Source organism: Cryptosporangium japonicum (assembly GCF_039524755.1).
Classification (GTDB): Bacteria; Actinomycetota; Actinomycetes; order Mycobacteriales; family Cryptosporangiaceae; genus Cryptosporangium; species Cryptosporangium japonicum.
The window spans coordinates 92,317-118,089 of sequence record NZ_BAAAGX010000017.1 but is presented as its reverse complement, the minus strand read 5'-3'; the positions used below and the strand labels follow the sequence as shown (position 1 = coordinate 118,089).

The following is a 25,773-nucleotide window of genomic DNA, read 5'->3' as shown; positions in this document are numbered from 1 at the left end:
AATGGGGGCGATCGGTGCGGGCCATCTCCTTCACGACGGACTACGGGCTGTCGGACGCGTTCGTCGCGATCTGTCACGGCGTGGCGCTGAGCGCGGCGCCCGGCGTCCGCATCGTCGACGTCACCCATCTCGTGCCGCTCGCCGACGTGCGCCGCGGCGCGGCGGTGCTCGCCGACGCCGTTCCCTGGCTGCCGCCGGACACCGTGCACGTGGCCGTGGTCGACCCCGGCGTGGGCACGGCCCGGCGGGCGATCGCCGTCGAGACACCGCGCGGGCACCTGGTGGGGCCGGACAACGGGCTGCTGCTCCCGGCCGCCGAGGCGCTCGGCGGGGTGGTGGCCGCGGTCGAGCTGACCGAGGTCGCGCCGGCCCGGACGTTCCACGGGCGGGACGTGTTCATGCCGGCGGCGGCGCGGCTGGTCACCGGGGCGACGTTGGCCTCGCTCGGCCCGGCGGTCGCCCCGGACACGTTGGTCGCGCTGCCCGGCACGGTCACCCGCACCGGGCCGGGGTGGCTGGAGGCCGAGGTCCGTGCGGTCGACGGCTTCGGCACGCTGCAACTCGCCGCCACCGCGGCCGAACTGGATCCGCTCGGCACGCCGGTGCACGTTCTGCTTCCGGACGCCGGGACGCACGTGGTCACCCGCGGCGAGACGTTCGGCGACGTGCCGCCCGGCGAGCTCGTCGTCCTGCTCGACTCGACCGGCCGGGCCGCGATCGCGGTGAACCAGGGCAGCGCGGCCGAGCGCCTCGCGGTGGACGCCGGCGCGGTGCTCAGACTCGAACGGCGGCGTGCAGCGGAAGCGTGAGCGTGAACGTCGTGCCGGTGCCGAGCTCCGACTCCGCGGTGATCCGGCCCCCGTGGTGCTCCACGATCGTCTTCACGATCGAGAGCCCCAGCCCGGTGCCCTGGATCGCCTCGTCCATCGCGTTGGACGAGCGGAAGAACCGGTCGAAGAGGCGGCTCTGCTCGTCGGCCGGGATGCCGATCCCGGTGTCGCGGACCGTGATCACCACCTCGTCGCCCACGCGCCGGCCGACGAGCCTCACCGCACCGCCGCCCGGGGTGAACTTCACCGCGTTGGACAGCAGGTTGAGCAGCACCCGGTCGAGGTGGGCGGCGTCACCGCGCACCACGCCGACGTCGGCCGGGACGTCGGACGTCAGCGTGAGGCCTTTGCTCAGGGCCATCGGCGTGACCGCACCGACGGCCGCGGCCAGCAGCGGGGAGAGGTCGACCTCGTCCTGGCGCACCCGGAACACGCCGGCGTCGATCCGGGAGAGCGTCAGCAGGTCCTCGACGAGCAGCAGCAGGCGCTGCGAGCTGCGGTGCGCCACCTGCACCATCTGCGCCTGCGCCGGGGCGAGCGGACCGACGTCGCCGTCGAGCAGCAGCTCCAGGTAGCCGGAGATGCTGGTCAGCGGCGTCCGCAGTTCGTGCGAGACGGTCGAGACGAGGTCGGTGCGCACCTGGTCGATCTCGCGGAGGGTCGCGACCGCGTCCTTGAGCGCCTGCTCGGTGCGTTTGCGGTCGGTGATGTCGGCGAACGTGATCACCGCGCCCTCGATCTGTCCGTCGCGACGCAGCGGGGCGGCGACGTACTCGACGGCCAGCGGGGTGCCGTCGCGGCGCCAGAACACCTCGGTGTCGACCCGGTTCGTGCTGCCGTGGGCGATCGTGCGGGCGATCGGGCAGTCCTCGGCCGGGTAGGGCGAGCCGTCCGGGAGGTGGTGGTGGAGCACTTCGTGGGCGACCCGCCCGAGCAGCTCGTCGACGTCCCAGCCGAGCGACCGGGCGGCCTGCCGGTTGACGAACGTGATCCGGTCGTCCGAATCGAGCCCGTAGATGCCCTCACCGGAGCAGTCGACGAGTTGCTCGAACCGGTTCGCGAGCCGCGCCCGCTCGCGTTCGAGCCGGTGGGCCTCGGTGAGGTCGAACGCGATGCCGATGTGCCCCTGGACGGTGCCGTCGGCGGCACGCAGCGAGGTGACCGTGAGCAGGACCGGGAGCTTGTACCCGTCCGAGCGGACGAAGGTCCACTCGCGGGTGCTCGGCAGGCCGTCCCGCAGCAGGACCGGGAAGATGTCCGCCGCCGAGTCGACGCCCAGCTCGTCCGCGACCGCGGCCATCTCGGCGGGGTCGTGCAGGACGTCGAGCACGGACCGTCCGACGACCTCGTCGGTGCGGTAGCCGAGCATGCGGTGGGCGCCCTCGTTGAAGACCGTGATCCGCCCGGTCGCGTCGCAGCCGACGATCGCGCACTCGGTGGCGCCCCGCAGGACGCCTTCGAGCAGGTCGTTGGTCTGCCGGATCTCGGCCTCGGCGCGACGGCGCTCGGTGACGTCGCGGAGGATCGCGGTCGCGAACACACCGCGCGGGCTGTTCCAGGTGGAGACCGAGGCCTCGAGGTGCAGCTCGGAGCCGTCGGCGCGTGCGGCGTCCAGCTCGACGGTCGGGTCCGGGTGCGGGGTCGGCGTCTCCGGTGAGTCGGTGAGCGCGGGAAGGCCACCGGGGATGACGCGGTCGACCGGTGCGCCGAGGATCCCGGCCGGCTCGATGCCGAACAACCGCGCGGCACCCCGGTTCCACGCGGTGACGCTGCCGGTGTGGTCGACGGTGACGATCGCGTCGGTGGCGGTGTCGGTGACCGAGTGCAGTTCGGCGGTCATCGAGACCGCGAGGACACGCGCGCGGCTGCGTGCCGAGGTCAACGCGAGCAGCAGCGCGCCGGCCAGCACGGCCACCGCGGCGCCCCCGATCGCCAGCGCGAGCGGGCCGTACCGGGTGAGCGGCCCGAGGTCGGGAGCGGCGTCGAACCGCACCAGCCACCGCCGCCCCTCCATCGACAGCTCGATCTGCTCGGGCACCCCGTCGGCCCGGGTGGCCGGGGCGTACAGGGGGTCGGAGCCGGTCGCCGGGGCCGCGGTCGAGCCGACGTCGTCGAGCCGGAGCCGGTCGGCGTCGGCGCCGAGCGCGCCCTCGGCCAGGTCACCCATCCGGAACGCGGCGTAGACGACGCCGGTGAACGCCTCGCGCCGGGCCGCCGCGGTGGCCGGGATCGTCGTCGTGCGGTACACCGGCACCATCACCAGCGCGCCGTGCTGTCTCCCGGTCTCCTGCACGAGCGTGGTGGGCGCGGTGAGCCGCGGTACACCCAGGTCGCGGGCGGCCAAGGCGGCCGCGCGGCGCCGGGGCTCGCTCAGGAAGTCGAAGCCGACCGCGGGCTCGTTGCCCCCGACCGGGTCGACGTAGGTGATCGCCAGCGCCGGCCCGGTGCCGCCGGGCCGGATCCGGAACTCCGGATAGCCCTGCTCGGCCCGGGCCAGGTCGGCCGCGGTCCGCCGGCTGAACTCCGCCCGGGCGGACCCGTCCACGAACTGCGCCGCCCCGATCACCTGGATCCCCGGGTAGCGCGGTCGCACCGCGAGCGCGTCGGCGTAGCGCCGGTACTCCGCGTGGCTGGGCCAGCCCTCGGTCCGCAGCCAGGCGGCGACCCCGCGGAGCGCCTCGACGTAGTGGTCCACCTGCCGCTCCAGGCGGCTGGCCGCGGCGGCGGTCTGCGCCTTCGCCTCCTGCTCCCGGGTGCGGTCGCTCACGTGCGCGGCGAACAGCGACGCGACGACCGCGACGGCGATCACCGTCGCGGTGGTGATCACGGCCGCGCCCCAGCGGACGACGCCGGCGCGACGCTCCCCCATCCCTAGAGAATAGCGACAAAAGGTATTATTGACGTACTCGGCTGTTCCATTGGTCGAAGCCGACAGCCACCAGGATCAGAACGCCGATCGCGATCTGCAGGTAGAACGCGTTGATCGCGAGCAGGTTGCCGCCGTTGTTCAGTACACCCATGATCAGCGCGCCGGTCGCCGCGCCCAACGCTCCCCCTTTGGCGCCGAACAGGCTCGCGCCGCCGATCACGCAGGCCGCGATCGCGTTGAGTTCGAACCCGGTGCCCGCGGTGGGGATGCCCGCGCCCAACCGGGACGTGAGCAGGACACCGCCGAGGCCGGCCAGCAGCCCGGAGATCGTGTAGACCGCGATCGTCACCGCGGTGACCGGTACGCCGGCCAGGCGGGCGGACTCCGGGTTCGATCCGACCGCGTAGACGTACCGCCCGAACACCGTGCGGGTGAGCACGAACCAGACGATCAGCACGACCGCCGCCGCGATCAGCAACAGGTTCGGGACGCCGAGGACGGTGCCGTTCGCGATCTGCTGGAACCCCTCCGGCAGGCCCTGCACGGTCTTGGCGTCGGTGATCACCAGCACGACGCCCCGGGCGATGCCGAGCATGCCCAGCGTCGCGATGAACGGGGGCAGTTTGGCCCGGGTGACGAGCAGGCCGTTGGCCACGCCCAGCGCGGCGCCGATCGCGACGCCGACGGCGATCGCCACCACGACCGGCCAGCCCGCGACGAGCAGTTGGGCGGTGACCGCTCCGGCGAGGCCGAGCACCGATCCGACCGAGAGGTCGATCCCGGCGGTCAGGATGACGAGCAGCTGGCCGACCGCGATGATGCCGAAGATCGCGACCTGCCGGGCCAGGTTCGCCAGGTTGCCGCCGGTGAGGAACGTGTCGCTGGCCAGCGTCAGCGCGCCGACGGCGACCAGCAGCACGACGAGCCCGCCGCTCTCCCGCCCGGCGATGTCGCCCAGGGTCAGCACCCGGTGCGACGCGGGCTTCTCCGCGACCGCGTCACTGGTGATCGTCGTGGTCGGCACTTCCTCCCGCCACAGCAACCTAGGCACCACGGCGTCCCTCCTCCACGTCGGTGTCGCGGCCCCCGGCGGCCGGGCCGCCGCCGGGGGCAGTTCCGGTCGGTGAGCCGCCCGAGGCCAGGCGGAGGACGTCCTCCTCGGACGCGCCGGCCGGGAGTTCCCCGGCGATCGCGCCGTCGCGGAGCACGACGATCCGGTCCGCGAGCCCGATCAGTTCCGGCAGGTACGACGACACGACGACGATGCCGAGCCCGCGGCGGGCCAGGTCGCCGATGACGTCGTACAGCTCACCCTTCGCGCCGACGTCGATGCCCTTCGTCGGCTCGTCGAACACCAGCACCTTCGGCTCGGTCAGCAACCAGCGCGCGAGCAGCACCTTCTGCTGGTTCCCGCCGGAGAGCGTGGAGACCGGCTGGTCGTACGAGCCGGCACGCAGCCGCAGCGAGTCGAGCAGCCGATCGGCCTCCGCCGCCTGGGCCTTCCCGGGCAGCAGCCCTCCCCGCGACGCGCGCCGCAGGCTCGCGATCGTGACGTTCTCCCGGATCGAGAGCTCGGGGAGCAGCCCGAGCACTTTCCGGTCCTCGGTGAGCAACCCCAGCCCCGCGTTCATCATCGCCCGCGGCCCGGTCGGGCGCACGGTCCGCCCGTCGATCTGGATCTCCCCCGCGACGATGCGCTCGGCCCCGAAGATCGCCAGCAGCAGCTCGCTGCGCCCCGACCCCAGCAACCCGCCGACGCCGACGATCTCGCCCGCGCGGACGTCGAGGTCCACCGCGGGCCCGTCGGCCGTCCGGCGCAGCCCGCGCACCCGGAGCAGCGGTGTGCCCGCGTCCCGGGTCTCCTCCGGGTACAGCGACGTCACCTCGCGCCCCACCATCGCGGCGATCAGACGGTTCTCGTCGTAGTCGCGCATCGGCCCGGTCTCGGAGAGCCCGCCGTCACGCAGGACGGTGACCTGGTCGCCGATTTCGAACATCTCCTCCAGGCGGTGGGTGACGTAGAGCATCGCGACGCCCTGCTCGCGGAGACGCCGGACGTGGTCGAGCAGGCGCGCCGACTCGCTCTCGGTGAGCGCGGTGGTGGGCTCGTCGAAGACGATCACCTTCACTTCGTCGGCGGTGAGGACCTTGGCGATCTCGACGAGTTGTTTCGTGGCCGCGGAGAGGCGCTCGACCGGGGTGTCCGGGTCGAGGTCGGTGAGGCCCACCTCGGCCAGCGCGTGCCGGGCGGAACGGCGCAGGCGGCGGGTGTCCAGCAGCGCGCGGCGCGACGGCAGGCGTCCCATGTAGAGGTTCTCGGCCACCGAGAGGTGCGGGAGCAGGCTCAGCTCCTGGTAGACGGCCTGCACACCGGCCGCGCGCAGTGCGGCCGGGGTCGCGGACGTCACGTCGGCGCCGTCGATGCGGTACTCACCGCGGTCGCGCCGGATCGCGCCGGTCAGTACGCGGATCACTGTCGACTTCCCGGCGCCGTTCTCGCCGGCCAGGCAGTGCACCTGCCCCGGCAGCAGCCGCAGCGAGACGTCGCTCAACGCCTGCACCGGCCCGAACGCCTTCGACACCCCCACCAGCTCGAGCACGGCCGGACCGGGGCCGGGTGGGTCGATCGGCGCGGGCGCGTCGGGCGCGGGTGGACGGCCGGCCGTCGGGTCGTCGACCGGGACCGGCCCACCGTCGGCGGCCGGCTCCTCCGCGGGCACCGGCTCACCGGTCACCCGGTCGATCGGCGCGGGGTCACCGGCCGGGTCGGACGGCGCCGGCGGGTCGCGGTCGGGCGGGCGGGTCATGACCCGGGCTCGGCGGTGGGCGGTTCGAGCAGCGACTTCACCTCGGGGGTGGTGCGGTTCTTCTGGTCGGCGATCACCGCGCCGGGGTCGATCTCGCGCGGTGGCGTGCGACCGGTCGCCGCCATCGCCGACGCGAGCACACCCTGGTACCCGAAGAAGTACGGGTTCTGCACGACGAGCGCGTCGATCGTTCCGTTCGCGAGCGCCGCGTTCTCCTGGGGATCGGAGTCGAACGCGACGACCGGGATCCGGTCGGCGGCCTTGTTGTCGGCCACCGCACGCGCGGCGCCCACCCCGGACGTGTTGTTGTCCGCGAACACGCCGAGCAGGTTCCGGTTGGCCGTCAGCGCGTCGTTCACCTGCGAGGCCGCGGTGTTGATGTCGTTGTTGTTGTACCGCTGCAGCGTCGAGTCGACGCCGGGGCACTTCTCCGCGAGCCCCTGCCGGAAACCGCGGTCCCGGTCGACGAGCGATTGGATCCCCGCCACCGAGGACTCGACCAGGATCGCGCCGGACGTCCGCCCCTGCGCTTTCAGCAGGTCGCACATCCGCCGCCCGGCCTGCTGCCCGGCCTTCACGTTGTCGGTGCCGATGAAGCCCTCGGTCGGCGTGGTGACCCGGGTGTCCACCGTGACGACCTTGATGCCGGCCTCCCGGGCGCGCTCGAGCACCGAGTTCAGCGCGCTGGACGAGTTCGGCGCGATCACGATGCCGTCCACACCGCGTGAGATCGAGTTCTCGACCAGCTGGACCTGCTCGTCGATGTTCGTCTCCGAGGTGGGGCCGAACGTGTTGACCTCGACGCCGAAGTCGTCGGCCGCCTGCTCGGCGCCGGCCAGCATCACCTGCCAGAACGACGAGTCGCTGGCCTTGATGACGACGTCGATCCGGGCGCCGCTGGCGGCACCGCCGTCGCCGCTCCCCCCGCCGCCCGATCCGCTTCCGGTGGCGCGGCCGACCACCACCCCTGCGACCACGGCCACCAACGCGATGATCGCGACGAAGGAGAGGGAGAAAACCGTTCGGGTGCGCGCCATGTCGACCTCCCGCGGCTCACGTCGTTGTGATCCAGGTCTCACCAGAGTGCGCCTCCGGAACGGTCGATGTCCGGCAATCACCAGAAGTCGCCAGGAGTCCGGACCCTTGACGCGAGACGGACCGAACCGGTACCCAGAACGAAACACTCCCCGACCTGCGTTGGGAGCGATGTCCGATGCTGATCAGCGATGTCCTACGCAGCAAGTCCAGCGGTACCGAGGTGGCGACCGTCCGGCCCGACGAATCCGTCCGCGCACTCCTGGCCCGGTTGGCCGAACATAATTTCGGGGCACTCATCGTGTCGAACGACGGCGAGACGATCGCCGGGATCGTGTCCGAACGCGACATCGTGCGCCGTCTGCACGAGCACGGTGCGCGCCTGCTCGACGAGAGCGTGTCGTCGATCATGACCGTCGACGTGCACACCTGCCGGAGCACCGACGACGTCGCGCACATCCGCGGGACGATGACCGACCGCCGGATCCGGCACCTGCCGGTGGTGGACGAGGGCCGCCTCGTCGGCCTGGTGAGCATCGGCGACGTCGTGAAGAGCACGATCTCCGAACTGGAGAGCGAGAAGGAACAACTGGTCGGCTACATCACGAGCTGACCGGCGGAGCGCCGCACGGCCCGTGCGGCGCTCCGCGTCGAGCCGCTCAGGCGGGGGTCTCCGCGGTGGCGGTCAGCACCGCGCGGCCGAGGACGTGGCCGGCGATCGTGAAGCCGAGCAGCGCCGGGGTGGCGTCGGCCGGAACACCGATCGTCTCGACGTCGAGCGCGTGCACGACGATCACGTAGCGGTGCTCGCCGTGCCCGGCGGGCGGGGCGGCACCGATGAAACGCGCGAGACGCGCGTCGTTGGGCAGCTGGTACGCGCCGGCCGGCAGCCCGGAGCCGGTGTCGTCACCCGCGCCCTCGGGCAACGAGGTGACCGTCGCCGGCAGGTCGGCCACGGCCCAGTGCCAGAACCCGGAACCGGTCGGGGCGTCGGGGTCGTAGACGGTGACCGCGTAACTCCTGGTGCCCTCGGGTGCGCCGCTCCACGTCAGCTGCGGTGACAGGTCTTTCCCGGCGCGCTGCTCGGCGGCGAACGGCGCCCCGTCGGCGACGGACGAACTGGTGACGGTGAAGGTGGCCGCCTCGGGGAGGCGGGCGAAGGGATCGTTCATGTAATCGACAGTAACACCAAAAATCGATTATCTGCCAGATGGTCTACGATCAGCGCCATGGTCGACGCCAAGCAGATGCTGTCCGGGCGCGTGTACGACGAGGTGCGCGACGCGATCCTGCGGGGCGACTTCGCGCCCGGCGACGCGCTCAAGCCGCAGGAGCTGGCCGGTGCGCACGGCGTCAGCCTGGCCGTGGTGCGTGAGGCCCTGGTGCGGCTGGTCGGCGACGGCCTGGCCGACCGCCGGACCAACCGTGGGTTCGCGGTTCCGCTCCAGTCCGACCGGCGCTGGCAGGACCTGGCCGAGGCGCGGTGCGTAGTCGAGGTGGCCGCGCTGCGGCTGGCCGTCGAACGGGGCGACCTGGAGTGGGAGGCCCGCGTGCGGGCGTCGCACCACCGGCTGGCCGGCACCCCCGCGTTCGAGGGCACCAGGGTGACGGCCGAGTGGTCACGCGCCCACCGCGATTTCCACCGCGCGCTGCTCGAGGGGAGCGGCAACACGGTGCTGCTGGAGACGTTCGATCGCATGTGGCTGGCCGGCGAACTGGCGCGGCGCTGGTCGGCCGACCGCACACCCGGCCGGGACTACCTCGGCGAGCACCGCGGGCTCGAGGAAGCCGCACTGGCTCGCGACGCCGACACCGCGGCCACGCTGCTGGCCCGGCACCTGACCCGCACCGCCGACGCGCTCGGCGACGACTGACGAGTCTTCACAAGAGCACGGGACACAACTACAGTCGTATTCATAGTTTGCAGGTAGGGGATGCATGCTAACTGTGTTATCCCTGGGACTCCCGTGCTTTTCGTGCCGCCAGGAGATGCTCGTGCCCGTACGTTCTCCGTTCTTAGTTCTGGCCACGGCCACGGCTCTGGTACTCGCCGGCTGCTCGTCGGCGGGCGACGGCGCGGCCGAGGCCGGTCCCCCGCAGTCCGGGGGCACCCTGAAATTCGCGCTGGCCGTCGACCCGACCTGCCTCGACCCGCAGCAGTTCGGCCTCAACGCCAGCCTCAACGTGGGCAGGCAGATCGTCGACTCGCTCACCGACCAGGACCCGAAGACCGGCGAGATCAAGCCCTGGCTCGCCGAGTCGTGGACGGTCGACGACGCGGCGACCAGCTTCACGTTCACGCTCCGCGACGGGGCCACGTTCAGCGACGGCACCCCGGTGGACGCCGCCGCCGTCAAGACGAACTTCGACGCGATCGTGAAGCTCGGCGCGAAGGCGCAGCTCGCCGGGACGTACCTGGCGGGCTACCGGAGCGCGACGGTCGTCGACCCGAAGACGGTCCGCGTCGACTTCGCCGCCCCCAGCGCCCAGTTCCTGCAGGCGACGTCCACGATGTCGCTCGGGCTGCTCTCGGCGTCGACCGCGGCGAAGACCGCGGAGCAGCGCTGCCAGGGCGACCTGGTCGGCTCCGGGCCGTTCGTCCTGAAGAAGTACACGCCGAACCAGGGCGTGACGCTGGCGCGCCGCACCGGTTACGCCTGGCCGTCGTCGCTGGCCGAACACAAGGGTGAGGCCTACCTCGACGGCATCGAGTACAAGATCGTCCCCGAGTCCGGCGTCCGCACCGGCACCCTCCAGTCCGGACAGATCGACGGCGCCACCGACATCCCCCCGCAGGACGAGGCCCGGTTCGACGGCAACGGATTCCAGCTGCTCGTGCGCGGCAACCCGGGCATCCCGTTCAACCTCGCGGCGAACACGTCCAAGCCGATCCTCGCCGACGAGCAGGTGCGCCTGGCCGTCCAGAAGGCGCTCAACCGCACCGAGATCGTGCAGACCGCGCTCTCCGACAAGTACCGGTCGGCCACCAGCGCACTGGCGAAGTCGACGCCGGGCTGGAACGACCAGAGCGCCGCGCTGAAATTCGACCAGGACGGCGCGAAGAAGCTTCTCGACGCCGACGGCTGGGCGCCCGGCCCCGGCGGCATCCGGCAGAAGGCCGGCCGGAAGCTCTCCGTCGACGTGATCTACAACCTGGCGTTCCCGCCCAGCCAGACGATCCTCGAACTCGCTCAGCAGCAGCTCAAGGCCGTCGGCATCGAGCTGCGGCTGCGCCAGCTCACGACCGGCGAGCTGACCGCGGCCCAGGCCACGGGCGACTTCGACTTCCTCTGGTTCAACGTCACCCGCGCCGACCCGGACATCCTCCGCACGATCTTCTCGACGAAGTACGCGAACCGTTCGCAGCTGAAGCCTGGCCCGCTCGACACCGCGCTCGACCAGCAGGTCGCCACCCTGGACGACGCGAAGCGCACGCAGTCCGTCGCCGAGGCGCAGAAGCTGATCGTCACCGACCACGCGTACCAGATCCCGATCGTCGAGCTCTCGCAGGTGATCGGGCTCTCCGAGAAGGTGCGCGGGCTGCGGTTCGAGGCGTCGTCGCGGTTGTCGTTCTACGACACCTGGCTCGGCAAATGACGCTCCTGTACCTCGGCCGGCGGCTGGCCCAGGCGGTCTTCGTGCTCTGGGCGGCGTTCACGCTGGGCTACGGGGTGCTGTACCTGCTTCCCAGCGACCCGGTCGAGATCATGCTGGCCGGCGGGACGTCCGGCGAGAGCTCGGCGACCCCGGAGCAGGTCGCCGCGCTGAAAGCGGAGTTCGGTCTCGACCAGCCGCTGCCCGTGCAGTACGCGAAGGCACTCTGGAGCGCCGCGCACGGCGACTTCGGCCACTCCGTGCAGACCGGCGCGAGCGTCAGCGACAGCATCCTCGAGGCGCTTCCGGAGACGCTGAAGCTGACCGGGCTGGCGTTCGTGTTCTCGCTGGCGTTCGGGCTGCTCGTCGCGTTCGGCGGCACCTACCCGAGGTGGCCGGCCGTCCGGCAGGCGGTGCTGGCGATCCCGCCGCTGGCGGTGTCGCTGCCGACGTTCTGGGTGGGGCTCATGCTGGTGCAGGTCGTCTCGTTCCAGTGGAGGCTGCTGCCGGCGATCGGCAACGAGGGCTTCGAGAGCCTCGTGCTGCCGTCGCTGACGCTGGCGATCCCGATCGGTGCGCTGATCGGCCAGGTGCTGGCACGCAGCATCCTCACCGCGCTCGAAGAGCCCTACGTCGAGACCGCACGGGCGAAAGGCGCCGGGCGGGCCCGGATCCACCTGCGTCACGTCCTGCGCAACGCGTCGATTCCCGCGATGACGGTGGCGGCCGCCTGGGCCGGGCAGCTGCTCGCGGGCTCGGTGGTGGTCGAGACCGTGTACTCGCGCTCGGGCATCGGCCGCCTCGTCGTCGACGCGGTCGGCACCCAGGACATCCCGCTGGTGCAGGGCCTGGTGGTGCTCAGCGCGGTCGCGTTCGTCTCGGTGAACCTGCTCGTCGATCTGCTGTACCCGCTGGTCGACCCCCGGGTGACCACCAGCAGGGCGGGGGTGGCGGCATGACGGCGCTGGAGACCCGCGCACCGGTGGAGGCGCCGGCAGCGGCCCCGGCGGCACGCGGTCGGGTCCGGCGGGCCGCGCTGTTCCTGGCCCGTCGCCCCGGCCTGGTCCTCTCGATCCTGTTCCTCGCCGCGGTGCTGCTGGCCGCGTTCTTCCCGTCGCTGTTCACCGCGCGCGACCCGCTGGTCGGCGTACCGGCCGACAAGCTCCAGGCGCCGAGCGCCGAGCACCTGTTCGGCACCGACCAGACCGGCCGGGACCTGTTCGCCCGGGTGATCCACGGCGCGAACCTGTCGCTGCGCGCCACCGTGATCGCGGTGGCGGTCGCGCTGGTGGTCGGCTCGCTCGTCGGGCTGCTGGCCGGCTACGTCGGCGGCTGGCTCGACGACGTCGCCATGCGTCTCGTCGACGTGCTGCTGGCGATTCCGCAGTTGCTGTTGACGCTGGCGATCGTGACCGTGCTCGGGTTCGGCACGACGAAGGTGGCGATCGCGGTCGGGTTGTCGACGGTGGCGAACTTCGCCCGGCTGATGCGCGCGGAAGTGCTGCGGGTGCGTACCGCGGTGTACGTGGAGGCCGCGCGGGCGACCGGGGCCCGCTGGTACAGCATCCTGCGCCGGCACGTGCTGCCGAACGCGCTCGGTCCGATCGGCGCGTACGCGGCGCTCGACTTCGGGCTGGCGATCCTGGCCGTGTCGACGCTCAGCTTCCTCGGGTTCGGCGCGGAACCGCCGACACCGGAGTGGGGTTCGCTGGTGTCGACCGGGCGGGACTACCTGGCCACCGCGTGGTGGCTGACGACGTTGCCCGGGCTCACGGTGGCCGCGACCGTGCTCGCGACCAACCGGGTGTCGCGTGCGCTCGGCGGCGGAGGAGAGGAGCACCGGTGAGCCTGCTGGAGATCAGGGACCTGCGGGTCGCGTACGGCGATCGTCCGCCCGCGGTGGACGGGGTCTCGCTGACCGTCTCGGCCGGCGAGGTCGTGGCGCTCGTCGGCGAGTCGGGGTCGGGGAAGTCGACGACCGCGCACGCGATCGCGGGGTTGCTGCCCCGGGGCGGCCGCGTGACCGGGGGTTCGATCACGTTCAACGGTCGTGACCTGGTGCGGGCCGGTGACCGGGAGCTTCGTTCGCTGCGGGGCCGGGAGATCGGGCTGGTGCCGCAGGACCCGATGATCGCGCTGAACCCGGTGCAGCGGGTCGGGCGGCAGGTCGCGGAGGTGCTGAAGATCCACGGGCAGGCGCGCGGGCGGGCGGCCGACGCGCGTGCGGTGGAGTTGCTCGCGGACGCCGGGCTGGACTCACCGGAGTCGCGAGCCCGGCAGTACCCGCACCAGCTGTCGGGTGGGATGCGCCAGCGCGCGTTGATCGCGCTGGCCCTGGCGTGCGGGCCGAAGCTGGTGATCGCCGACGAACCGACGAGCGCGTTGGACGTCACCGTGCAGCGGCGCATCCTCGACCACCTGGAGACGCTGATCGCGCGGACCGGCACGGCGGTGTTGCTGATCACCCACGATCTGGGCGTGGCGGCCGACCGGGCGCAGCGGGTGGTGGTCGCGGCGGACGGCCGGGTGGTGGAGGCCGGGCCCACCGCGGAGGTGCTCGGCGCACCGAAGGAGCCGTACACCCGGGCGCTGCTGAACGCCGCTCCCAGCCTCGCGACCGGCCGTCTCCGTGCGCGCACCCCGTCCGCGCCCGCGGGCCGTCCGGACCCGTCGGGAGACGCCCTGGTCTCGGTGGACGGGCTCACCAAGGACTACCGGCTGCCGTGGACACGCGGAGGCGCGCGGGTGCTGCGTGCGGTGGACGACGTGAGCTTCGCGATCCCGCGGGGGGAGACGTTCGCGCTGGTCGGCGAATCCGGGTCGGGGAAGTCCACGGTCGCCCGGCTGGTGCTGCGGCTGACCTCGCCCACCGCGGGCTCGGTCACGTTCGACGGTGCCGACAGCACGCGGCTGCGTGGCGAGGCACTCCGGCGGCTCCGCCGTCGGATGCAGCCGGTGTACCAGAACCCGTACGCGTCGCTGAGCCCGCGGCTCTCGGTGCAGGAGGCGATCGCGGAGCCACTGCACGTGTTCCGGGTCGGCGACGCGGCCTCCCGGCGCGCGCGTGCCGCCGCGCTCGTCGACCAGGTGGCGCTACCCGCGTCCATGCTGGACCGTAGGCCGTCGGAGCTCTCCGGAGGGCAGCGCCAGCGCGTGGCGATCGCGCGGGCCCTCGCGCTCGAACCGGAACTCGTCGTGTGCGACGAACCGGTGTCGGCGCTCGACGTCTCGGTGCAGCGTCAGATCCTGGATCTGCTGGTGCGTCTGCAGGGCGAGCTGGGGCTCAGCTACCTGTTCATCTCCCACGACCTGGCCGTCGTGAGCCAGATCGCCGACCGGGTGGGCGTGATGCGCGGCGGGCGCCTGGTCGAGACCGGCCGGGCCGAGGATCTCCTCACCGCGCCCCGGCACGACTACACGAAGGAGCTCCTGGCCGCCATCCCCGGCACGAGAACGCCGGCGTAGCGCAGACGACGACGGGGCGCGCCGAGTGGCGCGCCCCGTGGTCGGTCGGTCCGGGTCAGGCGATCGTGACCTTGCCGCGCAGGTCGGGGCAGAGGTTCTTGGTCGCGGCGTTGAGAACGCTCAGCGCGGCCTTGCGCGGGTTCGCCGGGGCCTGCTCGGCGACCAGCCACTGGGTGACGTCCATGACCACGCGGGTCTGGTCGTACGTCTTCAGCTCGCCGCAGGTCTCCACGCCCAGCTGCACCATCTTCGGCTGGTAGCCGACCACCTTGTAGACCTCGCTCGACAGCGTGACCAGGTACTTGTTGTAGCGCAGGTCGGGGTCGGCGCAGTTCTGGCCGGCGTAGTAGGTCTTCGGCAGCGACGCGTCCGGCACGCACTTGTTGGTCAGCGTGGCCATGAACGGCGCGGGAGCCGCGGCCGTGGCCGTCGTCGCGGTGGCCCCCGCGGTCGACGCCGCGGTGGATGTCGTCGCCGCGGTGGACGCGGCCGGTGCGGCGGTGGGGGCCGCGGTCGGCGTGGTGCTGGGCGTGGCGGCCTTGGCGGCGGCCGGCCCGCTGGTCAGCGCGCTGAACGCGGTCTTGAGACCCTTGGGCGCTGCGACCTCGGCCACGTTCGCCGCCCAGACCACCAGGCCCACGATGGCGGCGACGCCCAGCAGCCGCAGCCCGAAACTGACTCGGTACCCCATGACGTTCCATCCCCTCCGGTATCGGTAACTCACCGGAACAGACCGCCGAGGTCGCGCCCTGATACGCCTGTGACCGGCGCCACACCCGGTTCAGGCGACGAGCAGCAGCCAGGCCCCGAACGCCAGCGCCACCCAGCACAGCACGAGGTGCACCAGCACCCACACGATCTGCGGCACGTAGGTCATCTCGCGGAGCTGGAGGTACTCGGACTTCGTCTTCGCCTTGGGGTCGATCTTCCGCGCGGCCGCGGCCAGCGACGGGGCGACGTCACGCGAGCCGAACAGCAGGAGCGACCACACCAGGAAGTAGGCGACGGCCGTCTGCGCGAGGACGTTCGCGTTCCAGGCGATCAGGAGCAGCGCGCCCCCGAAGGCCACGGCGAGGAGCCCGCCGTAGAAGTTCTGCATGAGCCAGAACAGGACGCCGAACGACACGATCGCCAGCCACAGCACGGCGACGGGATGGTCCCGGGAGAGGAGCCAGGCGCCCAGCAGCCCGAAGAACGACGGGCCCAGGTACCCCACGAACGTGGCGGTGAACTTCGACGGACCCTTCGCCTGGACCGTGGTCCCCGAAGGACCTTTCCGGGGAATGCGCACCCCGTCGACCTTGCCGACGAGGCCACCGGTGAAGGCGTGCATGCCCTCGTGACTGCTCGCGCCCAGGCGGGCGGCCAGGGCCGTGCCGGCGAAGAGCAGCGCCACCAGGCCGGTGAGCAGCGCGAGCCAGGTCGGCGTCGGCTGGCGGGTGGCTATCTGCTCGGTGATCTGTTCGATCCGCCCCGGAGCGGACGGACCCGGCGACGGCGTGACCGCGACAACGGATAACAGCATGATTGCCCCCCGACAATCGGCGGGCCCCACCCCTGGTCCCCGCCTCGACGCGACCCAGCCCACTGGCTGCGTTTCCCCCGCGTCGGGCCCCGACGTTCCCACCGGCGGATGGTATGCGTGACCCCCGAACAACCCGCATCACTATTCGGGGTTAACTAATCACTCCCCGTACGCCAGACTGACTCGGACGAGGGGGGACAGATGAGCCAGAACAGGGCGGTTCCGCGACGAAGTGTGGTCGCGGGCGCGGGGGCGTTGGGGGTGGCGGCGACGCTCGCCGCCTGCAGTTCGTACGGCGACGACGGGTCGGACAGCGCGACCACCACCGCGTCCACGGCGGCCGCCACCAGCGCCGCGGCCACCGCGTCGGCGTCCGCGGAGGCGACCGCGGGAGCGACGCCGGCCGGCACCGAGCTCGGCCCCACCAGCGACGTCCCGGTGGGCGGCGGGAAGATCTTCACCGCCGAGAAGGTCGTGGTGACCCAGCCGACCGCCGGCACCTACCAGGGGTTCAGCGCGGTGTGCACGCACCAGGGGTGCACGGTCTCCTCGGTGACGGGCGGCGAGATCGTCTGCAACTGCCACCAGAGCCACTTCTCCGCGACCGACGGGTCGGTGGTGTCCGGCCCGGCGAAGACCGCGCTGCCGAGCAAGACCGTGACGGTCTCCGGCGACGCGATCTATCTGGCCTGAGCCCACCACCGGCCGGGGGACGCGAGGCACGCGCCGGGCACCACCGCTGGAGGAGCGGAGCTGCGTGCGGTGGTTCGCCGGGCGGCGTCTAGATGATTTTGCGGAGAACCGACGCGGGGGCGATCCGGTAGAGGGGCGCGACCAGGCGCCAGGGCCAGCCGGGAACGTACGCAGAGGCGGGCTCGCGCTCGACCGCACGCGCGAGCGCCCGGCACCCGGTGGCGGCGTCGACCGCGAACGGCAGTCTCGCGGCTCCGGCGTTGAGGTCGGTGCGGATGTAGCCGGGTTCGATCGTGGTGACGCGGATCGGGGTGCCGGCGACGTCCATCCGGATGCCCTCGGCGAGGGTGGAGAGGCCGGCCTTGGTGGCCGCGTAGACGCCGGCGCCCCGCCGTCCGCCACGCAGGCCCGCGATCGACGAGATCACGACGAGGTGGCCGGAGTTCTGCTCCCGGAACAGCTCCATCGCGGCCTCGCACTGGGCCAGCGCGGCGACGAAGTTGGTCTCGGCGGTCTCCCGGTTGGCGGCGAAGCCCCCGGTTCCGATCGGCGCGCCCCGGCCCGAGCCGGCGTTGACGACGACCCGGTCGATCTGGCCGAGGCCGCTGGCGAACGAGCGGAACGTCCGGAAGATCGCGTCGTGGTCGGTGACATCGAGGCTGTGGATCGCCACCCGGACACCCGGGTTGGCGCTCACCAGTTCCTCACGGAGAGTCTCCAGGCGGTCGAGCCGACGGGCACAGAGCGCGAGGTTGCGTCCCCGCGCGGCGAACTCGCGCGCCAGGCCGGCGCCGAGCCCCGAACTGGCTCCAGTGATCAAAATGTTGTCGCGGACGGTTCGTGGCATCAGAAAGCCCCCGGTCCTGCGGTGACGGCGGACCACGATTCTGACTCCTGTCACACCGGCCCCACTAGGCACCCTCCCGGTGACTGATCGATCACCGAGTCTGGATACCGCCCACGCGGATCCGATATGGTGCTGCTCCCAGGTGACGAAAGATCCTTTATTCACTCTTTGTAAAGGACATCGATGACGTCGTGGTTAGGCGGCGCACCGTTGAGTAACGGCGCCGGTCGATCGGACGGCTGATGAGCGACGGGCCGCTCTCGTACTGTGCCGATGTCCACCCGGCCGCCGACCTCGGTGACGTCGTGGCGCAGCTCGACCGTTACGCCGAGCCGATCCGGCGTTCGGTGCCGATGGACCGGCTCGGGCTCGGGCTGCGGCTGCCGACGTTCGTCGCCGCGGGCCTCGCGTCGGACCGGGCGGCGCGCCGCCGGCTCCGGCTCGAGCTGGACGCGCGGGGCCTGGAAGTCGTCACGCTGAACACCGGGAGCGAAGCGCCGCGCTGGAACGACCCGGCCCGGCTCCGGTACTCGATCGACTGCGCGATCGTCCTGGCCGACCTGCTGCCCGACCGGTTCTCCTACGGCACGCTCGGCACGGTGCCGCTCGGGTGGCGGACGCCGTGGTCGGTCGCCGACGACGCGACCGCGGTCGCGTACCTGGGGTTGCTCGTCGAGCGGTTACGGGCCCTCGACGGGGAGAACGGGCGGCCGGTGACGCTGGCGTTCGAACCGGCGCCGGGCTTCCGCTTCGACACGGTGCTCGACGCCGTCCGCTGGCTGGCCGGGCGGGCCGACCCGGAGTACGTCGGCGTGTGCGTGGACACGTGCGCGCTGGCGGTCTCGTTCGTGGATCCGGCGGCGGCGATCTCCGCGGTCTACCGGGCGGGTTACGCCGTGCAGAAGGTGCAGGCGGCGACCGCGGTGCAGGTGGACGATCCGCGTGATCCGGCCACCCGCCGTGCGCTCACCGCGCTGAGTTCGGACGTGGCTCAACCGGTGCGTGAACGCGGCGCGGACGGGCTGACCCGCGCCGCCGACGACCTGCCGTACGCGCTCACCTGGTTGCCCGGCGCCGGTCCGTGGCGCATCAGCAGGCACCTGCCGCTGCACGCCCGGCCCGATTCGCCGCTGCGCCCCACCAGCGGGGTGCTGCGCGCCACCGTGGACGCGGTGCTGGCCGAGACCGGCTTCGCCGACTTCCCGCACGTCGAGATCGACGTGTGCCCGCGCGCCGCCGGCATGGACGACGTGGCGTCCCTGGTGGCCGGGGTGGCCGCGGACGTGGCGTGTGTGACCGAGCTGCTCGACGAGGTCGGCATCAGCAGCGAGCCGGCGGCGCGGAGCCTCGCCGGCCCGATGCTCCGCGTCGGCAGCGCCTGGGTCAGCTGACGTTCCTCCGCAGCGCCTTGCGGTCGAGTTTGCCGACGCTGGTCAGCGGGATCTGCTCGACGATCCGGACGTCACGCGGGTACTTCACGGCGGCGAGCCGCGCTTTCCCGTGCTCGATCAGCTCCTCGGGCGTGGCCGTCGCGCCCGGGCTGAGCTGCACGAACGCCACCACTTCCTCGCCGCGGCGCTGGTCGGGCCGGCCGACCACCGCGCACAGCGCCACGTCGGGGTGCGTCAGCATGGCCTCCTCGACGTCACGCGGGTAGACGTTGAAGCCGTCCCGGATGATCAGGTCCTTGATCCGGTCGACGACGAACAGGTTGCCCTCGGCGTCCTGGTGGCCGATGTCGCCGGTGTGGAACCAGCCGTCCTGGATCGCGTGCGCGGTCTCGTCGGTGGCGTTCCAGTACGCGGACATCATCATCGGGCCGCGGGCGCAGATCTCGCCGTCCTCGCCCGGTTCGACGGGGGTGCCGTCCGGGCGCACGATCTTCATCTCGATGTTCGGCATCGGGACGCCGACGCTGCCCACCGGGATCTTCCGGCCGGGCTTGCCGGCCGTGATGCCACCGGCGAGCTCCGAGCAGCCGTAGCCCTCGTACACCTCCACCTGCGGCAGCCGCGCGACGAAGTCCGCCGCGACCTGGGCGGGCAGCGGCGCGCCACCGCTGGCGATGCGGCGCAGCGACGAGAGGTCGTAGTCCTCCATCGGCTGAGCCATGACCAGCTGCAACATGCTCGGGACGACCGCGCCGAGCTGGGCGCGGTGCTGCTCGGCGAGCTGCAGCCAGCCGACCGGATCGAACCACCGCATCAGCACACTGGTGCGCGGGGTGGTGGCGTGCACCGCGGTGACGCTGACCGTGAGGCCGTAGATGTGCGAGAGCGGCAGCGGGAGGAGCGCCACCCGCAGGTCGTCGTCCTCGTCGGAGTTGTGCACCATCGCCCACGCGGCGGCCGACATCGCGTCGTGCGTGAGCATGACGCCCTTCGACCGGCCGGTGGTGCCGCCGGTGTAGAGCAGGCCGGCGAGATCGCTGGGGACGCGGGACACCTGGGGCGCCTCGTCGCCGGCCTCCATCTCCGCGAAGCCCAGCACTCCCGGCGCGGCCGGGCCGGCGACGACGATGCCGCGCACGGTGGGGACACCCGCCGCCGCGTTCCGGATCTTGGGCAGGAACTCCGGCGTCGTGATGACGAACGCCGCCTCGCTGTCACGCAGGATGTGCGCGATCTCGGCGTCGCTGAGCAGGAAGAGCACCGGCGTCGTGACGCCACCCGCCCACCAGATGCCGTGGTAGGCGACGCCCACCTCGGGGCAGTTGGCCATGCACACGACCACCCGGTCGCCCGGGCGCAGACCGGCGGCGAGCAGCCCGGCCGCGAATCGGCGGGAGCGGGCGCCGAGCTCGGCGCCCGTCCAGGTACGGCCCTCGAAGATCTGGACGCTCTCCTGGCCGAGCCGCTCCCAGGAGCGTTCGGCCAGCTGCGGGAGAGTACTTCCGGTGGCGGCGGTGACGGTCATCATCGACCTCCTCGTCGGCGGCATCACCACCGTAAACCCGCGCTCACTTCGGGAGGTCGTAATCCACAGTGAACGTGTGGGAACCGTCCTCGTGGCGCACGAGCACGGCGGTGCCGGACAGGCCGGTCAGCTCGTCGGTGCCGGAGCCGGCGACGATCTCCCAGCGCGTGTCCTCCTGGGTGGCCGCGTGCAGCAGCACGAAGCTTCCCTTCCGGCCGTGCACGCTGCCGGTGATCAGCTCCATCGCGACGTAGGCGGTCTGGGCGGCGGTGGTCATCCGGACCGTGCTCGTCGCCTCCACCTCGCCGGTGAACGTCTTGGTGAGGACGGCCGAGGCGACGATGCCGTCCGGCTCGCCGACGGGCTCGAACGTGTCGACGGTGAACGACGCGGTGGCGCGGGTCATGAGTGGCTCCCTAGAACTGGTTGAACCCGAGCCTGGCGGTAATTCCTGACACCTAGTGGCAGGAGGACAATGACGCCATGACGATCACCGACGTCGACACCGACCACTTGCGCACCGCGATCTCGGTGGCGCGCAACGCGCGGGTGAACGGCAACCACCCGTTCGGAGCCACGCTCGTCGACTCGACCGGCACCCAGGTGCTGGCGGCGGAGAACAGCGTGGTGACCGGCCGGGACGTGACCGGGCACGCCGAGACGAACCTGGTGCGCCAGGCGAGCGGGCGGTTCGCGCCGTCGGAACTGGCCGGGTTCACGCTCTACACCAGCACCGAGCCGTGTGCGATGTGCGCCGGAGCGATCTACTGGGCCGGCGTCGGCCGGGTGGTGTACGCGCTGGGCGAGGACGCGCTCGGGGAGATGACCGGCGCGAACCCGGAGAACCCGACGCTGTCGCTGCCGTGCCGCGAGGTGTTCGCTCGCGGACAGCGGGAGATCACCGTCGACGGCCCGGTGGACCTCCCCGAGGCCCGCGCGGTGCACGCGGGGTTCTGGGGCTAGGCGAGCCGCTGGGCGATCCGGGTCAGGGTGGCGGCCAGTTCGGGTGGTCGTACCTCGCTCAGATCGGTGTCGAACGTGATGAACAGACCGGCGACTCCGGCCCAGGACCAGCCGCCGATCGTCAGCCGGCAGTGCGCGTCGTCGACCGGTTCGACGACCGAGCCGCCGGGCGCCCACCGGGCGACGAGGTCGGCGGGCAACTCGAGGAGCGCGGATCCGACGCACTGCCACCGCCCCGGGGTGTCGCCGCGATCGGGGTTCTGCACGACGAGCCGCGTGAGGTCGTCGGCCGTCAGCGGGTGCGGGGTGAAGGCCGGGCCGCCCGGCTCGCGGGGGTGGATCCGGTCGACCCGGAACGTGTGCCAGGTCCGGTTCCGATGGTCGCGTGCGACCAGGTACCACCGGCCGGCCCAGACGACCAGGTGATGGGGTTCGACCTCCCGGGGCGGACGGAAACCGGGCTCGCCGGGCGCGGCGACGGTGCCGTCGGGGTCGCGGTAGTCGAAGCGCAGCACCCGGCCGGTGCGGATCGCGGCGCCGACGATCCGCAGCACGTCGACGTCGACCGGCGGGGCGGAGAACTCCCAGTAGTTGCGCAGGCTGGTGACGTCGAACGCCTCGCTGGCCGCCCGGAGCCGGGCCGGCATGACCTGGCGCACCGTGGTCAGCGCACGGGCGACCGCGTCGTCGATCCCGGTCACGGTCGCCGGCGCGGTCTGCAGGGCCAGCGCGATGGCGATGGCCTGGTCGTCGTCGAGCACGAGCGGGGGCAGTTTGCCTCCACGGCCGAGCCGGTAGCCGCCGGTGCGCCCCTTGACCCCGTCCACCGGGTAGCCGAGTTCACGCAGGACGTCGACGTCACGCCGCAGGGTGCGGGCCGAAACCGCGAGCCGCTCGGCGAGCTCCGCACCCGACCACTCCACGCGGGCTTCGAGCAGGGAGAGCAGGCGCAGAATCCGCGCGGAGGTGTCGGCCACGAATTCACCCTGGCAGGAAAGGCGGCCATCCGGTGGCCGCTGGGGGTGCCACGGTGCCGCCATGACCACCCTCACTCCCCCAGCAACGGTCGCCGGGCGACGCGCGTCGCTGGCGTTGCTCGTCGTCCTGTTCGCATCGTTCATGGACCTTCTCGACGTCACGATCGTCACCGTCGCCGCCCCCGACATCGCGGCCGACCTGAACGCCTCCGAGGCGCAGCTGCAGTGGATGCTGGCCGCCTACACGCTGGCCCTGGGGTCCGGGCTGATCACCGGCGGCCGGATCGGCGACGACCACGGCCGGCGGCGGGTCTTCCTCGTCTCGCTGACGGTGTTCGCGGTCGCGTCCGCGGCGTGCGCGCTCGCCCCGTCGGCCGAGGCGCTGATCGGCGTCCGGATCGTGCAGGGCCTGGCGGGCGGGTTCATGGTTCCGCAGGTCTTCGGGATCATCCGGTCGTCGTTCGCGCCGGCCGCGATGGCGAAAGCGTTCGGCGCGTACGGAGCAGTGCAGGGCCTGGCCTCGGTGGCCGGGCCGCTGCTCGGCGGTGCGCTCGTCGACGCGGACCTGGGGGGTCTGGGCTGGCGCACGATCTTCTGGATCAACGTCCCGGTCGCGATCGCCGCCGTCGTGATCGGGTTGCGGGTGCTTCCGGAGTCCACCGCCGCGGCGCGGACCCGTCCGGACGTCGTCGGCGCCCTCCTGGTCGCCGCCGCGGTCGTGCTGGTCCTGCTGCCGTTGGTGCAGGGCCGGGACTGGGGCTGGCCGTGGTGGGGGTGGGCCGTTCTCGCCGCGGGTGCGGCGCTGCTCGTCGTGTTCGTGCGCTACGAACGGAGGGTCGCGGCCGGCGGCGGGCAACCGGTGCTGGAGCCCGCGCTGCTGGCCGTCGGCCCGTTCGCGGCCGGGCTCTCGGCCGCGGCGCTGTTCTTCGGTGCGCTCGCGCCGTTCTTCCTGGTCCTGTCGATCTACCTGCAGGCGGGCACCGGGCGCTCACCGTGGGCGACCGGCCTGGTGATCCTGCCGTACGCGATCGGCTCGATGATCACCTCGGGCGCGGGGGTCGCGCTCGCCGGGAAGGCCGGCCGGGCACTGCTCGTCGCCGGGTCGTTGACGCTCGCGGCGTCGCAGGGGTTGCTGTGGCTGCTCGTGCGCGACGGCGGCGCTCCCGGCTACTGGTCGCTGGCCGGGGCGATGTTCCTCGGCGGCCTCGGGTTGGGGCTCGGCGCCCCGATCCTGGTCAACGTCGTGCTCGCCGGGGTGCCCGGTCGGCACGCCGGCGCGGCCGGTGGGGTGCTGTCCACGGTGACGCAGTTCGGTGGAGCGGTCGGCGTCGCGGTTCTGGGCACGGTGTTCTTCTCCGCTGTCGGCTCGTCGGGAGAGTTCGGGCCCGCCCTCGCCCACGTGCTTCCGTGGCTGGGCGGCGTGTACGTGCTGGCCGCCGGCGCGATGCTCGCACTCCCGAAGACGGCTTAGGCCGTGTCCTGTGAATCTCGCTCGCAGCGAGGCACCGCTCAGGCGTCGTCAGGCAAGGCGGAGGAATATCCGGATACCGCTGTTGTATCCGGATATTCCGACAACGCGGCCTGGCGGCGGCTGAGCGGAGCCGCAGCCGAGCATGGATTCGCAGGACACGGCCTAGTGGACGGGAAGGGTCAGTGAGCCGCCGAGGGTTTCGCGGCGGGCCTTGACCATGCGGGTGGCGGTGGCCGCCGGTTCGCCCGTGCCGAGGTTGCGGGCGAACCGCGGATACGCGCCGCCCGCGACCGACAGCCGCAACCGGTGCCCGCGCCGGACCCGGTACGCGGTGGGCCGCAGGGGCACCGGCACGTCCAGCGGCGTTCCGGGGCGCAGCCGCACGAACCCGTCGGAGATCGACATCGACCGGCCCGACGGTTCGACGTCGCAGAGCCGGACGAACACGTCGGCGTGGCCCGGTTCGCTCCGCACCCGCACCACCGCGCTCAGCTCGCCGACCAGGTCCAGATCGGACTCCAGCGGCGCGCTGGTGTACGTGAGCACGTCGGCGCGGGCCTCGACCGCCCGGTTGTCGGCCGCGCCGGCGTCCCGGCCGATCACCGGGCCGCCGACCGTCGGCGTCGGGTCGGCCGGGTCGTAGAAGGTGACCGCAGGCTCCTGGTCCACCGGCTCCCGAGCGAGCTCGCCGGAGCCGAAGTACCAGGTCACCGGCGTGCTCGGCGGTGGCCAGCGCTCGGCGTCGAGCCAGCGGTCGGCGTTCTGCAGCCAGAGCCGCACCGGCGCGCGCTCCGATGCGGACGCGGGCGCGGGCTCCGATGGGGACGCGGGCGCCCCCAGGAGATGCCTCGACAGGTGCTCGAAGGCGTCCCGGCTCGCGGCCAGCGCGCCCCGGAGCTCGGCGTGGCCTCCGGGGCCGATCGTGAGCCGCGGCCGGCGACCGGCCTCCTGCAGGGCGACGACGTCGCGCAGCTGGTTGAGCAGGAAAATGTCCCACCAGACCGTGTACATCGAGACCGGCGCCGTCACCGAGGCCACCCCGGCCGAGTGGTCGACCGGAGCCCAGAAGTCGTCGCCGGGATCGTCGTGCGCGACGACCTCCTGCCAGTAGGAACTGGCCGTGCCGATGCTCGCCAGCGGCAGCCCCGCCATCGCCCGCCGGTGCCGCCGCTTCCGGAACCGGCCCGGCTCCGCCATCGTCATGCCCCACTCGTAGGCGCCACGCAGACCCACCCCGCCCCCGAGGTACGTCGAGCTGGTGAACTCCGACGCGGTGATCGCCGGGCACAGCGCGGCCAGCGGTGGGTCGGCGTACGGCGCCACCGCCCACTGCGCGAAGCCCAGGTAACTGGACCCCATCATCGCGATCCGTCCATCGCACCACGGCTGGTCGCGCAACCAGCTCAGCGTCGCCAGCCCGTCGGCCTTCTCGTGGTGGAAGGGCTCGAAGAGCCCGCCGGAACCGTGCGTGCCCCGGACGCTCTGCAGCACCACCTGGAGACCGCGGGCGGCGAACGGCGCGCCGTAGAGCAGCGCGAGCTGCCGATCGCGGCCGTAGGGCGTCCGGACCAGCACCACCGGCCCGGCAACGGCGCCCGACGGCGCGTACCGGTCGGCGAGGAGTTCGACTCCGTCGGACATCGGCACACGCAGGTTTGTTCCACCCGATAGCGGCCAGTTTTCCCGGGTAGCCGCAGCAGCCGATCGATCAACACGTTCCGCACCGGGCCACCGTAACGACGGGGTCTCACAGAAACCGCACATGTTCTGTTCAGCGCAGC

The 25,773-nt window shown here is 72.4% G+C and carries 23 protein-coding genes; 11 read left to right on the top strand and 12 right to left on the bottom strand.

All coding sequences use genetic code 11. The features are described from left to right. Positions 1-14: 14 nt before the first annotated feature. A complete protein-coding gene (locus ABD437_RS22470) occupies positions 15-809 on the top strand; it encodes an SAM hydrolase/SAM-dependent halogenase family protein (RefSeq protein ID WP_344650876.1) in 795 nt (264 codons plus the stop codon). Here the strand turns inward: ABD437_RS22470 and ABD437_RS22465 are convergent. The 4 genes from ABD437_RS22465 to ABD437_RS22450 are packed head-to-tail and all read right to left on the bottom strand — an operon-like array spanning position 775 to position 7,543. Then, positions 775-3,699, bottom strand: a complete 2,925-nt coding sequence (locus tag ABD437_RS22465) for a PAS domain S-box protein (protein ID WP_344650875.1) — start codon at positions 3,697-3,699, stop codon at positions 775-777. The two genes, ABD437_RS22470 and ABD437_RS22465, sit on opposite strands and share 35 nt — an antisense overlap. Before the next feature lie 25 nt (positions 3,700-3,724). After that, a complete protein-coding gene (locus ABD437_RS22460) occupies positions 3,725-4,750 on the bottom strand; it encodes an ABC transporter permease (protein WP_344650874.1) in 1,026 nt (341 codons plus the stop codon). Then, on the bottom strand, positions 4,743-6,506 hold the full coding sequence (locus tag ABD437_RS22455) for a sugar ABC transporter ATP-binding protein (RefSeq protein WP_344650873.1): 1,764 nt from the start codon (positions 6,504-6,506) through the stop codon (positions 4,743-4,745). Before ABD437_RS22455 ends, ABD437_RS22460 begins: the two co-directional genes overlap by 8 nt. Further along, complete coding sequence (locus tag ABD437_RS22450) at positions 6,503-7,543, bottom strand: ABC transporter substrate-binding protein (RefSeq protein ID WP_344650872.1); 1,041 nt, start codon at positions 7,541-7,543, stop codon at positions 6,503-6,505. The genes ABD437_RS22455 and ABD437_RS22450 overlap by 4 nt, the downstream gene beginning before the upstream one ends. A 176-nt stretch (positions 7,544-7,719) precedes the next feature. Between ABD437_RS22450 and ABD437_RS22445 the strand changes: the two genes are divergently transcribed. Then, entirely contained in the window at positions 7,720-8,154 is a 435-nt protein-coding gene (locus tag ABD437_RS22445; protein WP_344650871.1) for a CBS domain-containing protein, read from the top strand. 46 nt (positions 8,155-8,200) lie between these two features. Here the strand turns inward: ABD437_RS22445 and ABD437_RS22440 are convergent, their stop codons facing one another. Beyond that, the gene (locus ABD437_RS22440) at positions 8,201-8,713 is read right to left on the bottom strand and encodes a YbhB/YbcL family Raf kinase inhibitor-like protein (protein WP_344650870.1); all 513 of its coding nucleotides are present in this window, start codon (positions 8,711-8,713) and stop codon (positions 8,201-8,203) included. A gap of 57 nt (positions 8,714-8,770) precedes the next feature. Between ABD437_RS22440 and ABD437_RS22435 the strand changes: the two genes are divergently transcribed. From ABD437_RS22435 to ABD437_RS22415, 5 genes are all read left to right on the top strand, one after another. Further along, complete coding sequence (locus ABD437_RS22435) at positions 8,771-9,415, top strand: GntR family transcriptional regulator (RefSeq protein WP_344650869.1); 645 nt, start codon at positions 8,771-8,773, stop codon at positions 9,413-9,415. A gap of 121 nt (positions 9,416-9,536) precedes the next feature. Next, positions 9,537-11,138 carry an ABC transporter substrate-binding protein gene (locus ABD437_RS22430; RefSeq protein WP_344650868.1) on the top strand — a complete coding sequence of 534 codons (1,602 nt, stop codon included), beginning with the start codon at positions 9,537-9,539 and terminating at the stop codon, positions 11,136-11,138. Next, positions 11,135-12,094: an ABC transporter permease gene (locus ABD437_RS22425; RefSeq protein WP_344650867.1), complete on the top strand. Its 960-nt coding sequence runs from the start codon at positions 11,135-11,137 to the stop codon at positions 12,092-12,094. The genes ABD437_RS22430 and ABD437_RS22425 overlap by 4 nt, the downstream gene beginning before the upstream one ends. Then, positions 12,091-12,981, top strand: coding sequence for an ABC transporter permease (locus ABD437_RS22420; protein WP_344650866.1), 891 nt, complete (start codon positions 12,091-12,093; stop codon positions 12,979-12,981). Before ABD437_RS22425 ends, ABD437_RS22420 begins: the two co-directional genes overlap by 4 nt. Further along, a complete protein-coding gene (locus ABD437_RS22415; protein WP_344650865.1) occupies positions 12,978-14,600 on the top strand; it encodes a dipeptide ABC transporter ATP-binding protein in 1,623 nt (540 codons plus the stop codon). Before ABD437_RS22420 ends, ABD437_RS22415 begins: the two co-directional genes overlap by 4 nt. A gap of 55 nt (positions 14,601-14,655) precedes the next feature. Here ABD437_RS22415 and ABD437_RS22410 read toward each other — a convergent pair whose 3' ends face one another. Beyond that, positions 14,656-15,291 (bottom strand): hypothetical protein, encoded by a 636-nt coding sequence (locus ABD437_RS22410; RefSeq protein WP_344650864.1) that lies wholly within the window; start codon positions 15,289-15,291, stop codon positions 14,656-14,658. A 90-nt stretch (positions 15,292-15,381) separates the two neighbouring features. Next, positions 15,382-16,125 carry a M50 family metallopeptidase gene (locus tag ABD437_RS22405; RefSeq protein ID WP_344650863.1) on the bottom strand — a complete coding sequence of 248 codons (744 nt, stop codon included), beginning with the start codon at positions 16,123-16,125 and terminating at the stop codon, positions 15,382-15,384. A 201-nt stretch (positions 16,126-16,326) separates the two neighbouring features. Here ABD437_RS22405 and ABD437_RS22400 point away from each other — a divergent pair, with 201 nt between their 5' ends. Beyond that, positions 16,327-16,818 (top strand): Rieske (2Fe-2S) protein, encoded by a 492-nt coding sequence (locus tag ABD437_RS22400; protein ID WP_344650862.1) that lies wholly within the window; start codon positions 16,327-16,329, stop codon positions 16,816-16,818. Positions 16,819-16,906: 88 nt separating this feature from the next. Here the strand turns inward: ABD437_RS22400 and ABD437_RS22395 are convergent, their stop codons facing one another. After that, complete coding sequence (locus ABD437_RS22395; RefSeq protein WP_344650861.1) at positions 16,907-17,665, bottom strand: SDR family oxidoreductase; 759 nt, start codon at positions 17,663-17,665, stop codon at positions 16,907-16,909. A 242-nt stretch (positions 17,666-17,907) separates the two neighbouring features. On the opposite strand from ABD437_RS22395, the gene ABD437_RS22390 reads away from it, so the two are divergent. Continuing rightward, the gene (locus tag ABD437_RS22390; protein WP_344650860.1) at positions 17,908-19,056 is read left to right on the top strand and encodes a xylose isomerase; all 1,149 of its coding nucleotides are present in this window, start codon (positions 17,908-17,910) and stop codon (positions 19,054-19,056) included. On the opposite strand, the gene ABD437_RS22385 is transcribed toward ABD437_RS22390, so the two are convergent. Further along, entirely contained in the window at positions 19,049-20,581 is a 1,533-nt protein-coding gene (locus ABD437_RS22385; protein WP_344650859.1) for a class I adenylate-forming enzyme family protein, read from the bottom strand. The genes ABD437_RS22390 and ABD437_RS22385 overlap by 8 nt on opposite strands. Before the next feature lie 43 nt (positions 20,582-20,624). Then, complete coding sequence (locus ABD437_RS22380) at positions 20,625-20,987, bottom strand: DUF3224 domain-containing protein (protein ID WP_344650858.1); 363 nt, start codon at positions 20,985-20,987, stop codon at positions 20,625-20,627. Between the two features lie 77 nt (positions 20,988-21,064). On the opposite strand from ABD437_RS22380, the gene ABD437_RS22375 reads away from it, so the two are divergent. Beyond that, positions 21,065-21,544: a nucleoside deaminase gene (locus tag ABD437_RS22375; protein WP_344650857.1), complete on the top strand. Its 480-nt coding sequence runs from the start codon at positions 21,065-21,067 to the stop codon at positions 21,542-21,544. Here ABD437_RS22375 and ABD437_RS22370 read toward each other — a convergent pair. After that, on the bottom strand, positions 21,541-22,521 hold the full coding sequence (locus ABD437_RS22370) for a helix-turn-helix transcriptional regulator (RefSeq protein WP_344650856.1): 981 nt from the start codon (positions 22,519-22,521) through the stop codon (positions 21,541-21,543). The two genes, ABD437_RS22375 and ABD437_RS22370, sit on opposite strands and share 4 nt — an antisense overlap. A 61-nt stretch (positions 22,522-22,582) precedes the next feature. Between ABD437_RS22370 and ABD437_RS22365 the strand changes: the two genes are divergently transcribed. After that, positions 22,583-23,992 carry an MFS transporter gene (locus ABD437_RS22365; protein WP_344650855.1) on the top strand — a complete coding sequence of 470 codons (1,410 nt, stop codon included), beginning with the start codon at positions 22,583-22,585 and terminating at the stop codon, positions 23,990-23,992. Positions 23,993-24,154: 162 nt separating this feature from the next. On the opposite strand, the gene ABD437_RS22360 is transcribed toward ABD437_RS22365, so the two are convergent. Further along, on the bottom strand, positions 24,155-25,633 hold the full coding sequence (locus ABD437_RS22360; RefSeq protein ID WP_344650854.1) for a CocE/NonD family hydrolase: 1,479 nt from the start codon (positions 25,631-25,633) through the stop codon (positions 24,155-24,157). Positions 25,634-25,773 lie beyond the last annotated feature (140 nt).